Origin of the sequence: Cryobacterium sp. PH31-AA6 (assembly GCF_030063195.1) — a bacterium.
Taxonomy (GTDB): domain Bacteria; phylum Actinomycetota; class Actinomycetes; order Actinomycetales; family Microbacteriaceae; genus Cryobacterium.
On record NZ_JASISS010000001.1, the window covers coordinates 195104 to 208385 of the forward strand.

At 70.5% G+C, this 13282-nt stretch carries 7 protein-coding genes and 1 pseudogene; 5 read left to right on the forward strand and 3 right to left on the reverse strand.

Translation table 11 applies throughout. The features are described from left to right. Nucleotides 1-126: 126 nt before the first annotated feature. Nucleotides 127-5868, forward strand: coding sequence for a pullulanase-type alpha-1,6-glucosidase (gene pulA / locus QMG61_RS00935; protein WP_283492451.1), 5742 nt, complete (start codon nt 127-129; stop codon nt 5866-5868). 46 nt (nt 5869-5914) lie between these two features. Here the strand turns inward: pulA and QMG61_RS00940 are convergent, their stop codons facing one another. The 3 genes from QMG61_RS00940 to QMG61_RS00950 form a co-directional block, all read right to left on the reverse strand. After that, nucleotides 5915-8710, reverse strand: coding sequence for a molybdopterin-dependent oxidoreductase (locus tag QMG61_RS00940; protein ID WP_283492452.1), 2796 nt, complete (start codon nt 8708-8710; stop codon nt 5915-5917). Next, on the reverse strand, nt 8707-9561 hold the full coding sequence (locus tag QMG61_RS00945; RefSeq protein ID WP_283492453.1) for an FAD binding domain-containing protein: 855 nt from the start codon (nt 9559-9561) through the stop codon (nt 8707-8709). Before QMG61_RS00945 ends, QMG61_RS00940 begins: the two co-directional genes overlap by 4 nt. Before the next feature lie 159 nt (nt 9562-9720). After that, nucleotides 9721-10242 carry a MogA/MoaB family molybdenum cofactor biosynthesis protein gene (locus QMG61_RS00950; protein ID WP_283492454.1) on the reverse strand — a complete coding sequence of 174 codons (522 nt, stop codon included), beginning with the start codon at nt 10240-10242 and terminating at the stop codon, nt 9721-9723. A 101-nt stretch (nt 10243-10343) separates the two neighbouring features. On the opposite strand from QMG61_RS00950, the gene QMG61_RS00955 reads away from it, so the two are divergent. The 4 genes and pseudogenes from QMG61_RS00955 to QMG61_RS00970 all read left to right on the forward strand — a co-directional run. Continuing rightward, complete coding sequence (locus QMG61_RS00955) at nt 10344-10748, forward strand: TOBE domain-containing protein (protein WP_283492455.1); 405 nt, start codon at nt 10344-10346, stop codon at nt 10746-10748. Then, nucleotides 10748-11554 (forward strand): molybdate ABC transporter substrate-binding protein, encoded by an 807-nt coding sequence (gene modA, locus QMG61_RS00960; protein ID WP_502846985.1) that lies wholly within the window; start codon nt 10748-10750, stop codon nt 11552-11554. The genes QMG61_RS00955 and modA overlap by 1 nt, the downstream gene beginning before the upstream one ends. Beyond that, nucleotides 11541-12377 carry an ABC transporter permease gene (locus QMG61_RS00965; protein WP_502846982.1) on the forward strand — a complete coding sequence of 279 codons (837 nt, stop codon included), beginning with the start codon at nt 11541-11543 and terminating at the stop codon, nt 12375-12377. Before modA ends, QMG61_RS00965 begins: the two co-directional genes overlap by 14 nt. Then, nucleotides 12374-13102, forward strand: a pseudogene (locus tag QMG61_RS00970) (sulfate/molybdate ABC transporter ATP-binding protein); the annotation flags it as partial. The gene QMG61_RS00965 and the pseudogene QMG61_RS00970, both read left to right, overlap by 4 nt. Nucleotides 13103-13282: the final 180 nt, after the last annotated feature.

Consider the following 13282-nt stretch of genomic DNA (forward strand, 5'->3'; position numbering starts at 1 on the left):
GCCGATATGGGTCAAACGGGCCAATCGTCGATCTAAGTCATGTAAACGCTTGCAGGATGGGCGCGGCGCGGAGTAGCGTCTGACCTGTTGTTCTTTGCGCCGTTCGGCGCCGAACGGGGAGAGTCAATGCTGACCACGCGCACCGCTGCACGCCGAATTCTGGCCACGATCGGTTCCGGGGCGATCATCGTCTCCGGCCTCGTCTTCGCTCCGATCGCCGCGGTGGCGGCAGCGCCGACCGTAGCCCTGGTCGGAAGCCTCCAGAACGAACTCGGCTGCAGTGAGGACTGGCAACCGAGCTGCGCAGCGACCGAGCTCGCCCCGACGGGGACCGACGGCGTCTGGGCGGCCGAGTTCACTCTCCCGGCGGGCAGTTACGACTACAAGGTTGCGCTGAACGATAGCTGGGATGTCGGCTATGGACTCGACGGCGGCGCCGACAACATCCCGTTGACGATCGCGGGCGAGAGCACCCTGCGGTTCACCTTCGACCTCGCCAAGAAACGGGTCGGTCTCGACGCGGTGTCCCTCGCCGGCCCGTATTCCGGAGCGGATGCCGCACTCGCGGCCGCCCCCATCCGCGAACCGGGCAGCGACGAGCAGTTCTACTTCGTGATGACCGACCGGTTCAAGGACGGCGACCAGACCAACAACACCGCCGGACTCGGTGCCGATCCGCTGGTCTCGGGCTTCGACCCCACCAACAAGGGTTTCTACAACGGCGGCGACCTGGCCGGGCTCCGCTCCTCCCTCGACTACATCCAGGGGCTCGGCACGAGCGCCCTGTGGCTCACGCCGTCGTTCATGAACAACCCGGTGCAGGGCGAGGGGGCCAACGCCTCGGCCGGGTACCACGGCTACTGGATCACCGACTTCACCCGGATCGACCCGCACCTGGGCACGAACGCCGAGCTTGAGGCCCTCATCGCCGACGCGCACGCCCGCGGCATCAAGGTCTACTTCGACATCATCACCAACCACACCGCAGACCTGATCGACTACGCAGAGAAGCAGTACAGCTACATCGACAAGGCGACCTCGCCGTACACGACCGCCGCGGGCGTCGCCTTCGATCCGGCCGACTACGCCGGCACGGCCGACTTCCCCGTGCTCGACACGACCTCGTTCCCGTACACGCCGACCGTGACCCCGGCCAACGCCGACCGCAAGGTGCCGGCCTGGCTGAACGACCCCACGCTCTACCACAACCGTGGCGACTCGACCTTCGAGGGCGAGAGCGCGCTCGACGGCGATTTCTCCGGCCTCGACGACCTGATGACGGAGAACCCCGCCGTCGTGAACGGCTTCATCGACGTCTACAAGACCTGGGTCGACCTCGGCATCGACGGTTTCCGGATCGACACCGTCAAGCACGTCAACCTCGAGTTCTGGCAGACCTGGTCCACCGCGGTGCGCGACTACGCACGCTCCACGGGCAAGCCCGACTTCTTCATGTTCGGCGAGGTATACGACGCGGATGCCGCCAAGACCTCTCCCTACGTGCGGAAGACCGACCTCAGCTCCGTGCTCGACTTCGGCTTCCAGTCGCAGGCCACGAGCTTCGCGGCCGGCAACTCGGCCAAAGGCCTCAGCCAGCTGTTCGCCGGCGACGACCGGTACACGACCCCCGACTCCAACGCCTACGCCCTGCCGACCTTCCTCGGCAACCACGACATGGGCCGGATCGGGTCCTTCCTGAAGAGCACCGACTCCCCGGTGCAGCGGGACAAGCTCGCCCACGAACTGATGTACCTGACCCGCGGCCAGCCCGTCGTCTACTACGGCGACGAGCAGGGCTTCGCCGGCTCCGGCGGCGACAAGGACGCCCGCCAGTCCCTGTTTGCCAGCCAGGTCACCGATTACACCAACCAGCCGCTGATCACGGGGGAGACGGCCGGGTCGGTCGACCGCTTCGGCACGGATGCCCCGCTGTACACCTTCATCAGCGCCCTCTCCACACTCCGCAAGGATCACCCGGCGCTGGCGACCGGCGCGCAGATCGAGCGTTACACCGACACCGGAGCCGGCATCTACGCTTTCAGCCGGGTCGACCGCACCGAGAAGATCGAGCACCTCGTCGCCGTCAACAACTCGGCTGCCGCGAAAACCGTCACGGTGCCGACCCTCACCGACGGCGCGGCCTTCTCCGTGCTCTACGGATCCGGCACCCCCGGCAGCGCCACCGCCACCGGTGAGCTGTCGGTGACCGTCCCCGCGCTCGGCTCGGTCGTGCTCGTCGCCGATCGCCGGGTCACGGCGCCGAGCGCGGCCGCCGCGATCACGGTCGCCGTCCCGCAACCCGGCGCCGGCGTATCCGGAATCTCCCCGGTCGCCGCCACGGTCGACGCGAACACCTGGGCCGAGACCGGCTTCGCCTGGCGCGTGGTCGGTGCCCCGGACTGGACCGCCCTCGGCACCGCCGAAAACACCAGCCCGCGGGTCTTCCACGACACCGCCGGACTGGCCAGGGGAACCCTGGTCGAATACCGTGCGGTGACCACGGATGCCGCCGGCAACCGGGCGGCCGCCTCCACCTTCGCGTCGGTGGGCAACACCGTCACCCTCGCCGACACAGGCACCCCTGCGCCGGCCATCGACCTGGTCACCGTCGCCGGCAGCCTTGACTCGGAGATCGGCTGCGCGGGCGACTGGCAGCCGGGCTGTGAGGCCGCGAAACTCACCAAACGCGCCGATGGCATCTACGCCGGCACCTTCGACCTGCCGCCCGGTGACTACGAGTACAAGATCGCGATCAACGGTTCCTGGGACATCAACTACGGTGCCGGCGGCGTGCCGAACGGCGCGAACGTCGCCTTCACCACCCCAGGCGGTCCGGTGACGTTCTACTTCGACCCGCGAAACAACTTCTTCCAGAACTCGGCGCAGGGCCCGATCGTCGTGGCTGCCGGTTCCTTCCAGGAGGAGGCCGGTTGCCCCGGCGACTGGAAGCCCGACTGCCTCGCCACCTGGCTGCAGGACATCGACGGCGACGGCATCCTCACCTGGAGCACGAGCGCCCTTCCCACCGGCAGCTACGAGGGCAAGGTCGCGCACAATCTCGGCTGGGCCGAGAACTACGGCGCGAACGGCGTGCCGAATGGCGCCAACATCGGCTTCAGTGTGACCGAGGGCAAGCAGACCACGTTCAGCTACGACCTGGCCAGCCACGTGCTCACCATTCTCGCCACCGACCCGCCGCTCGCCGGCACCGGTCAGCAGCGCGCCCACTGGCTGGGCGAGAAGACGCTGGCGTGGCCGCGCGACCTGCTGCCGGTGAATGCGGACCCGGCCGACCTGGTCTACGCCCTCCACACCTCACCGGACGCGACCCTGACCCTCGCAGAGGGCGCCGTGACCGGCGGCGACACCGTGAAACTCGCCTACGACACGGCGGGCCTGACCGACGCGCAGAAGAAGGCGTTCCCCGCGCTGGCGACCTCCGTCGTGCTGCGCCCGGTCGGCACCGACCGCGCCGCCATCGAGCGGCTGCTCACCAGTCAGCTGCAGGTCAGCCAGGCCGGCGCCGACGGCACGCTGAGCGCGCTCACCGGGGTGCAACTGCCCGGTGTGCTCGACGACCTCTACGCGGATGCCGCCGCCTCCCGTCCGCTCGGCGTCACCTGGTCGAAGAAGCGGCCGACCGTCGCGGTCTGGGCGCCGACCGCGCAGAAGGTCGACCTGCTCGTCTGGACCGCCGGCGACGCCGCCGAACCCGAGCGGGTCACCCTGAAACGCCAGGCCGACGGAACCTGGACGGCGACCGGCGCGAAGGGCTGGGCCGACGCCTCCTTCCTCTTCGAGGTCACGGTGTTCGCGCCGACCACCGACAAGATCGAGGTGAACCAGGTCACCGACCCGTACTCGGTGGCCCTGACGACCAACTCGACCCGGTCGGTGTTCGTCGACCTGGCTAACCGGGACTTCCGGCCCAAAAAGTGGGAGCGGGCCGAGTCGCCCGAGATCGACAACCCCGTCGACCGGTCGATCTACGAACTGCACGTGCGTGACTTCTCCATCTCCGACGAAAGCGTGCCGGAGCCGCTGCGCGGAACCTACGGCGCGTTCGGCGTGGACAGCGCCGGCACCAGACACCTCGCCGAGCTGGCGGATGCCGGCCTCAACACCGTGCACCTCCTGCCGACCTTCGACATCGCCACCATCGAGGAAGACCGCAGCAAGCAGACCGTTCCGGCCTGCGATCTTGAATCCTTCGGACCGGCCTCCCCGGAGCAGCAGGCCTGCGTGCAGGCCACGGCCGACGCCGACGGCTTCAACTGGGGCTACGATCCGCTGCACTTCCAGGCGCCGGAGGGCTCCTACGCGGCGAACCCGCGTGGCGGGTCCAGAGTGGCCGAGTTCCGCAGCATGGTCGGCGCCTTGCACGAAGACGGCCTCCAGGTCGTGCTCGACGAGGTGTACAACCACACCGCGGCGAGCGGCCAGAGTACCAAGTCCGTGCTCGACAAGGTCGTGCCCGGCTACTACCACCGGCTGAACCCGCTCGGCGCGGTCGAGACCTCGACCTGCTGTCAGAACGTGGCCACCGAGCACCGGCTGGCAGAACGGCTCATGGTCGACTCGGTCGTTCTCTGGGCCAGGGAGTACCGGGTCGATGGTTTCCGGTTCGACCTGATGGGTCACCACTCGAAGGAGAATCTGCTGAATGTGCGCCGTGCGCTGGACAAGCTCACCGAGCGGAAGGACGGCATCGACGGCACGGCCATCTACCTCTACGGCGAGGGCTGGAACTTCGGCGAGGTGGCGAACAACGCCCTGTTCGAACAGGCCACACAGGGTCAGCTCGGGGGCACCGGAATCGGAACCTTCAACGACCGGTTGCGCGACGCCGTGCACGGCGGCAGTCCCGTCGACGGCGGCACCGTGCAGCAGCAGGGCTTCGGCACCGGCCTCGGCACCGATCCGAACGGGGCCTCTATCAACGGCACCACGGATCAGGCTCTGGCCAGGCTGGCCCAGGCGAGTGACCTGGTGCGGCTCGGACTCGCCGCGAACCTTCGGGACTTCAGTTTTGTGACCCAGGACGGCACCGTGAAGCGTGGCGACGAGCTCGACTACAACGGTTCCCCGGCCGGCTATGCCGACCAGCCCGATGAGGTGATCAACTATGCCGACGCGCACGACAACGAGACGCTCTTCGACCTGCTCGCCCTCAAGATGCCGGCCGATTCCGCGATGACCGACCGGGTGCGGATGAACACCCTCTCCCTGGCCACCGCGACCCTGTCCCAGGCGCCGTCGCTCTGGCACGCCGGCACCGACCTGCTGCGCTCCAAGTCGCTCGACCGGGACAGCTACAACTCGGGCGACTGGTTCAACCGGATCGACTGGACCGGGCAGACGAACAACTTCGGGGTGGGGCTGCCGTCGGCGGCCGCGAACAAGGACAAGTGGGGCATCCTCCGGCCCCTGCTCGAGGACCCGGCGCTCGTGCCGACCCCGGTCGATATCGCGGCCGCGTCTGACCAGGCCAAGGACCTGCTCCGGCTCAAGCAGTCGACCGAGCTGTTCCGGCTCGGCGACGCGAAGCTGATCAAGCAGAAACTGTCGTTCCCGGCCGGTGGACCGACCCAGATCCCCGGGGTCATCGTGATGCGCATCGACGACACCGTCGGGGCCGACGTGGACCGCAGGCTCGACGGGGTGCTCACGGTGTTCAACGCGAGCCCGGAGCCGCAGACGATCCGGTTGGCGGATCTGGTCGGCAAGACCTACACGCTCAGCCGCACCCAGGCCGCGGGCACGGATGCCGTGGTCAAGACCACCACCTGGGACCGGGCCACCGGCACGATCACCGTGCCGGCCCGGACCGTGGCCGTGCTCGTGGACGACCAGAAACGGGGGAGATAGCCCCGGTGGTCGAACCCGGACTCGACGGAGTCCGGGTTCCCGACGCTCAGCCCTGGCCCGGGTGCAGCAGGCGCCAGATCCGGTCGCGCGACATCGGCAGCTCGTAGGGGCGGATGCCGATGGCGTCGCGCACCGCGTTGGCCAGGGCCGGGGCGACGGGGTTGTATGGCGACTCGCTCATCGATTTCGCGCCGAACGGGCCGAGCAGATCCGAGGTCTCGGCGAAGTACACCTCGGTCACGGGCAGATCGGCCAGCAGGGGAACGTGGTAGTTCCGCAGCACCCCGGTGGTGACCGTGCCCTCCCCGTCGAGGATGACCTCCTCGAACAGCGCCGTGCCGATCGCCTGGGCCACCCCGCCCTCGATCTGGCCCCGGCACTGCTCGGGGTTGAGCACGACACCGGCATCCGCGGCCTGGATCGATTGCAGGATGCGAACCTCGCCGGTGCGGGTGGACACGGCAACCCGGAACGCCTGCACGTTGAACGCGACCGACCGGCGCGCGCCGTCCTCCGCGCCGGCGGCGGTCAGGTTCCGCCCGGAGGCACCGGCCAGCACGGCCAGCCGGGCCAGCGGCAGCATCGTGTCGCCGCAGCGGATGCCATCGGTCTCGAGGGACCAGTCGTCGCGTGACTGTCCGGCCGGGGTCGGCCCGGCCAGGTCGGCGGCGGCCTGCCGGAGCAGCCCGGCCAGTTCGGTGGCGGCGGCGAGCACGGCCTTGCCGGCCACGACCACCCCGGCCGAGCCGTACGCGCCCGTGTCGTAGCCGGAGGCGTCGGTGTCCGCGTGCAGTATGTCGACCCGGTCGGGGTCGGTGTTCAGCGCCGTCGCGGCGAGCTGTGCGTGCACGGTGGTGGTGCCGTTGCCGAACTCCGCCGTTCCCGCCCGCACCGTGTACCGGCCGGTCGGTTCCAGGGTCACCGAGGCGTTGGCGAAGTGGCCGCGCGGCGGCATGGTGGCGATCATCGCCGTGGCCATGCCCTCGCCGAGCCGCCACTCTGCGCCGTCGGGGACCGCCACGCCGTTGCCGCGTTCGAGCGCGGCCTGGGCCAGATCCAGACACTGGTCGAGGCCGTAGCTGCCGAAGATCAGGTCGGCGCCCTCCACGTGGGTCACCACCAGGGGGTCGGACGGACCGACGCAGTTGAGCCGGCGAAGGTCGAACGGGTTCATTCCCAGGTCGTGGGCGAGGTCGTCCATCGCGGACTCGATCCCGAAGAGAACCTGGCCGAGACCGTAACCGCGGAACGCGCCGGAGGGGAGGTTGTTCGTGTAGACGCTCCGGGCATCCACCCGTTTGTTCGGTACGGAGTAGAGGCTGACCGATTCGGAGGTGCCGTGGAACATCACGCCGGGACCGTGGTTGCCGTAGGCGCCCGTCTCGGAGAGCACATCGAGTTTCAGCGCGGTGAGCCGGCCCTCGTCGGTCGCGCCGAGGGTGACCTGCACCCGCATCGGGTGTCGGGTCGGCGCCGCGGTCAGCTCGTCGGTGCGACTGAACTCGTACTGCACCGGGCGGCCCGTCTTCAGCACGGCGAGGGTGACGACGTCCTCGGTGAGAATCTCCTGCTTGCCGCCGAACCCGCCGCCGACCCGCGCGGTGAACACCCGCACGGCGTCGGGATCGAGGTCGAACAGGCGGCAGATCTCCCGGTGCACCAGGAACGGCACCTGCGAGCTCGTACGCAGCACGAGGCGGTCGTCTTCGAGCCAGCCGATCGTGGCATGCGGCTCGAGGTGGGTGTGCGCCACCCGTTGGGTCCGCCAGATGCCGGTGACGAGCCGGGTGGCCTCGACCAGCCCCGCGCCGATGTCGCCGTACTCGCCGTGCAGCTCGGCGACGAGATTGCGGCTCGGATCGGCCAGGCGGCTCGCGGCGGCATCCTTGTCGCCGTGCACGAGCGCGGCGCCCGGCCGGAGCGCCTCCGCCGGGTCGAAGACCGCGGGCAGCAGCTCGTAGTCGACGACGATCAGCCGGCAGGCGGCCTCGGCGATGGCCACGGTGTCGGCGACGACCGCGGCGACGCGCTGGCCGCGGAAGCGCAGCACCCGGTCGAAGACGAGGCTGTCGTCGGGGTCATCGAGCCGGTCCTCGTGCCGGGCGGTGGAGAACAGGGTGGTCGGGGAGTCGGCGTGGCTGAGCACGGCGTGCACTCCGGGTAGAGCCGAGGCCGCACGGCTGTCGATCGAGCGGATGCGGGCGCTCGGGTGCGGGCTCCGCAACACGACCAGGTGGGTGAGACCGGGCACGGCCACGTCGAGCGTGTACGGCTCCTGCCCGCTGACGATGCGTTCGGCCGCCGGGGCGCGCAGCGAGGTGCCCACCTTCCCGGTGCGAATGACCCTGCCGAGGGTGGGGGCAGGGGCGTCGATGGTGCCGGTGCCGTCGAGGGTGCCGGTGCCGTCGATGGGAGTGCGGGTGCCGCGGATGGCGTCCGCGATCGACCGGTAGCCGGTGCAGCGGCACAGGTTGCCCTTGAGCAGGCGCGGCAGGTCGTCGTGGTCGTGCTCGGAGAGGGTGGAGGCGGTGACGACCATGCCGGGGGTGCAGAAGCCGCACTGGAACCCGGCTGCATCCACAAAGCGCTGCTGGACCGGTGCGAGGTTCCCGGGAAGACCCAGGCCGGCCGCCGTCGTGACGCTCGTGCCGTCGGCGCGGAACGCCGGGAAGACGCAGGAGTGCACGGGGGTGCCGTCGACGAGCACCGAGCAGGCGCCGCAGTCTCCCGTGTCGCAGCCCTTCTTCACCTCGAAATGCTCCCGCTCGCGCAGGAACGATCGCAGGCACTGGCCGGGGGCGGCCGGGGCCTCGACCGGAGAACCGTTCACGGCGAGCCTCATGCGCGCACCTCCTCGCGCGCGTCCGCCCAGGCCGTGGCGGACCCCCCGCTTTCGAGCTCTCGCCGGATCTCCTCGCCCAACCCGACGCTCACCCCGCGGCGCCAGTCTGCGGCACCGTGGGCATCGGTGAACCAGACGTCGATCGCAGCGATGTCACGGCTGAGCGCGCTCGCCGAGGGTGCCCGGTCGTAGCGCAACTGCACCGGGTGCCGGGTTCCGGCGGTGACGGTGAGCACGAAGCCGCCGCCGACATCGGCGCGGCCGATCAGCAGGGTCGCCGACCGTCCGAGCGGGGAGAGGGCGAACCGGCGGAAGGCCGTGCGGGAGCCCAGCGTCGACGCCGGCAGGAAGATCGAGCGCAGCACGTCGCCGGGCTCCAGCCGGTTGGTTTGGTTGCCGGTCACGAAGTCCACGGCGGGCAGGCGTTCGTCGGTGCCGTTGCTGCGCCAGACGAGGATCTCGCCGTCGAGGGCCGCGGCCAGGGCCGTCATCGGTCCGGCCGGCAGTGAGGCGCACAGGTTGCCGCCGACCGTGGCGACGTTCCAGATCTTGAACGAGCCGTAGAGCGCCGCAGAACACTGGAAGAAGAGCGGATGCGCGGCCAGGCCGATCGCCTCCGGCAGGCGGGACAGCTCGGCGATGGTGCAGGTGGCGGCAATGTCGAGACCACCGTCGGTGACGGTGAGGGGCGCCCAGCCGAGGGTCTGCAGGTCGACCAGGCCGGTCAGGTGGGCCTGTGGATCGCCGAACAGGTCGGTGCCGCCGGCCAGCGGCACCACCGTCCTGCCCAGCGCGGCCAGGTCGGCGCGTGAGCGCGCGGAAATGAGCGTCAGTACGGTGTTCAGGTCCATCAGGTCTCCCCAAGTAACTAAGTTGCTTAGTTTCTGAACTAAAACCTAGCCGGGGACGCGTGAGGCCGCCCGATTCGGGCGCATCCTCACGGCCTCTTCACAACAAAGGCTCGTCGGCGTCGCCCCGGCTGCAGGCATCCTAGCGCGAACGAGTGCGCCTCAGGCGGAGTGGTCGACCCCGTGCAGCTGGTCCAGGATATGGTCGAGCACGTCCTCGAGCACGCCGAGGCCGTCGCGCACCCCGCCGGTCGACCCGGGCAGGTTGACGATCACCGTGCGGCCGCGGTGGATCCCCGCCCGGCCGCGGGACAGGATGGCCAGGGGCGTCGAGGCGGCGCCCCGACGGCGAAGCTCCTCCATCAGGCCGGGCAGCTCCCGGTCGAGCAGGGGTGCGGTCTGCTCCGGGGTATGGTCGTGCGCACTGACGCCCGTGCCGCCCGTGGTGATCACCAGGTCGCAACCCGCGTCGACGGCGGCCCGCAGGGCGTGCCCGACGGGGTCCCCATCCGGCACCACGTGGCGCCCGAGCACGGTCCAGCCGCGCTCGATCAACCAGGCCTCGATCAGGGGTCCGGTGCGGTCGGGGTAGATCCCCGCCGCCGCGCGCGTCGACGCGACAATGACCTGGGCGGTGCGCTCCGGGTGCGGGGCGCGGGTCGGGGCTGTCGCGGATGCGTTCACGCCTCCATCCTGCCCCACCACCCCAGGTCGGCCCCACCGCTGCCGCAGATCGGCGCCGCAAGGCTGGGTGAAACCGCGAATACGGTAATAAGATGCGTTCCATGTCGCAGATACGGATCAAAGACGCCGCCGGGTTCCTTGGGGTGAGCGATGACACCGTGCGCCGTTGGATCGACAACGGCACCCTGACCGCATCCACCGACGACTCCGGGCGAATGGTCGTCGACGGCCTCGACCTGGCCAGGCTGGCGAGGGAGAACGCGCTCGCGCCGGCCGACCCGGCCGACACGGCGAGCTCGGCCCGAAACCGGTTCATCGGCCTGGTCACCAGCGTGCTGAGCGACCCGGTGATGTCCCAGGTCGAGCTGCAGTGCGGCCCGCACCGGGTCGTCTCCCTGATGAGCACGGAGGCCGTGCGCGAGCTCGGCCTCGTTCCCGGTTCCGTTGCCGTCGCCGTGGTCAAAGCCACCACCGTCATCGTCGAGACTCCCCGGGGTCACCCGTGATCCGGCGCCACCGGCTGTCCGCCGCGCTCGTACTGGTCCTGGCCACCGGGCTCACCGCCGGCTGTGCCGGCCAGGCCGGCACCGCGGCGGCACCCGTCTCCTCGGGCTCGGCCGGGTCGTCCGGGTCGTCGCCGGAGACGCTCACTGTCTTCGCCGCGGCGTCCCTGGTCGGCACCTTCACCGCGCTGGCGGACCAGTTCGAGGCGGCCAACCCCGGGGTCACGGTGACGCTCAACTTCGCCGGTTCGGCCGACCTCGTCACCCAGATCACCGAGGGTGCACCGGCGGACGTCTTCGCGGCCGCGGACACGAAAAACATGGCCAGGCTCAGCGACGCCGGTCTCGTGGCCGGCACGCCGACCGTCTTCGCGACCAATACGCTCGAAATCGCGGTTCCGCCGAATAACCCGGCCGGCATCACCTCCTTCGCCGACCTGGCCCGCACCGGTGTCGCCGTCGTCGTCTGCGCCCCCCAGGTGCCCTGCGGCGCCGCGGCGGCGACGATCGAGGCGGCCACCGGTGTCACCCTCACCCCGGTCAGCGAGGAGAACGCCGTCACCGACGTGCTCGGGAAGGTCTCCTCCCGGGAGGCGGATGCCGGGCTCGTCTACGTGACCGACGTCGCCGCGGCCGGCACGTCGGTACTCGGGATCCCGTTTCCCGAGGCGGACCGCGCCGTGAACAGCTACCCGATGGGGGTCGTCGCCGGCAGCCCGCATGCCGGGCTCGGGGCATCCTTCGCCCGGTTCGTCACCGGGCCGGCCGGCCGGGTTGTGCTGGAGGCGGCCGGTTTTGGCACTCCCTGAGCTGACCGGGCGGCCGGCGGCCCGCGGTTCCGCGCCGGCGGGTCCGGTCACGCTTGGGGTGCCCCGCTGGATCCTCGCCATTGCGGCCGTCGGCGCCCTCTTCATCGTGCTGCCGATCGTCGGCATGACGGGCCGGGTCGACTGGGCCCATTTCGGCAGTCTGGTCACGTCGCCCTCGGCGGTCACCGCGCTGCTGCTGAGCCTGCGCACCGCGGCCGCCAGCACCGTGCTCTGCCTGCTCCTCGGGGTGCCGATGGCCCTCGCGCTGGCCCGCAGCCGGTTTCCCGGGCAGCGACTCGTGCGCGCCGTGGTGCTGCTGCCCCTGGTCCTGCCGCCGGTCGTCGGCGGCATCGCCCTGCTGTCCACCTTCGGCCGCCGGGGCCTGCTCGGCCAGACCTTCGAGCTGCTCGGCGTGCAGATCGCGTTTTCCACCACGGCGGTGATTCTGGCCCAGACCTTCGTCGCGCTGCCGTTCCTCGTGCTCAGCGTCGAGGCCACTCTCCGCGCGTTCGGCGCGCGGTACGAGGCCGTCGCGGCCACCCTCGGCGCCACCCCGAGTGTCGTGTTCTGGCGGGTGACCCTGCCGCTCGTGCTGCCCGGTCTCGTCTCCGGCGCGGTGCTCGCCTTCGCCCGTGCGCTCGGCGAATTCGGCGCTACGCTCACCTTCGCCGGAAGCCTCGAGGGTGTCACCCGCACCCTGCCGCTGGAGATCTACCTGCAACGGGAGACCGATCCGGATGCCGCGGTCGCGCTCGCGCTCGTGCTCGTCGCCGTGGCCGTGGTGGTCATGGTCACCGCCCATCGACCGAGGGGGCTGTCGTGACCTTTGAGCTGTCGGCCGTGATCGCCCGACGGGGACTAGACGTCTCCTTCACCGTCGCGCAGGGGGAGACCGTGGCCCTGCTCGGCTCGAACGGGGCAGGCAAATCCACCGTGGTCGAGATCAGCGCCGGACTGCTCCGCCCCGACGCCGGACGGGCCGCGCTGGCCGGCCGTGTCCTCTACGACCTCGGAGAGGGCAGGCCCGCCGCCTGGTTGCCGCCGCACGCCCGCGGCACGGCTTTGCTCGCTCAGGAACCGCTGCTGTTCCCTCACCTCTCGGTGCGGGACAATGTGGCGTTCGGCCCGCGAAGCGCGGGGGCATCCCGGGCCAGGTCCCGGGAGATCGCCGACGACTGGCTGGCCTCGGCCGAGGTCGCCGACCTCGCCGACCGCCGGCCGACCGCACTCTCCGGCGGACAGGCCCAGCGGGTGGCCGTGGCCAGGGCCCTCGCGGCGGACCCCCGGCTCCTGCTGCTCGACGAGCCGATGACCGCGCTGGACGTGGCAGCCGTACCGGCGCAGCGCCGGCTCCTGCACCGGGTGCTCGCCGGCCGCACGGTCATTCTCGTCACCCATGACCCGCTCGACGCCCTGGCCCTGGCCAGCCGGGTGATCGTGCTCGAGCGGGGCCGGATCGTAGAGGAGGGCCCGACGCGCACGGTCTTCGCGCATCCGCAGACCGCGTTCACCCGCGCCCTGACCTTCGGGCTCGATCTCTCGGCCGGGGCCTGACCGCCGCCCCCGTCGTCGCCACACAAAACTGAATCCCGCCCCCGCGTGTGGCTAACTCAGGAGAAAAGGATGCCGCCTGCCGGGCTCCCGTGTGAATCCGGGGGTGAGGCGGAACATCCGCGCGGATTTCCTGAGTTAGCCACACGGGGGCGGCGAGAACAGGGGCGGGGAGAA

Excerpts from the sequence above, each read along its gene's own strand:
- pulA (WP_283492451.1), top strand. The coding sequence starts at position 127 with ATGCTGACCACGCGCACCGCTGCACGCCGAATTCTGGCCACGATCGGT.
- QMG61_RS00940 (WP_283492452.1), bottom strand. The coding sequence starts at position 8,710 with ATGAGGCTCGCCGTGAACGGTTCTCCGGTCGAGGCCCCGGCCGCCCCC.
- QMG61_RS00945 (WP_283492453.1), bottom strand. The coding sequence starts at position 9,561 with ATGGACCTGAACACCGTACTGACGCTCATTTCCGCGCGCTCACGCGCC.
- QMG61_RS00955 (WP_283492455.1), top strand. The coding sequence starts at position 10,344 with ATGTCGCAGATACGGATCAAAGACGCCGCCGGGTTCCTTGGGGTGAGC.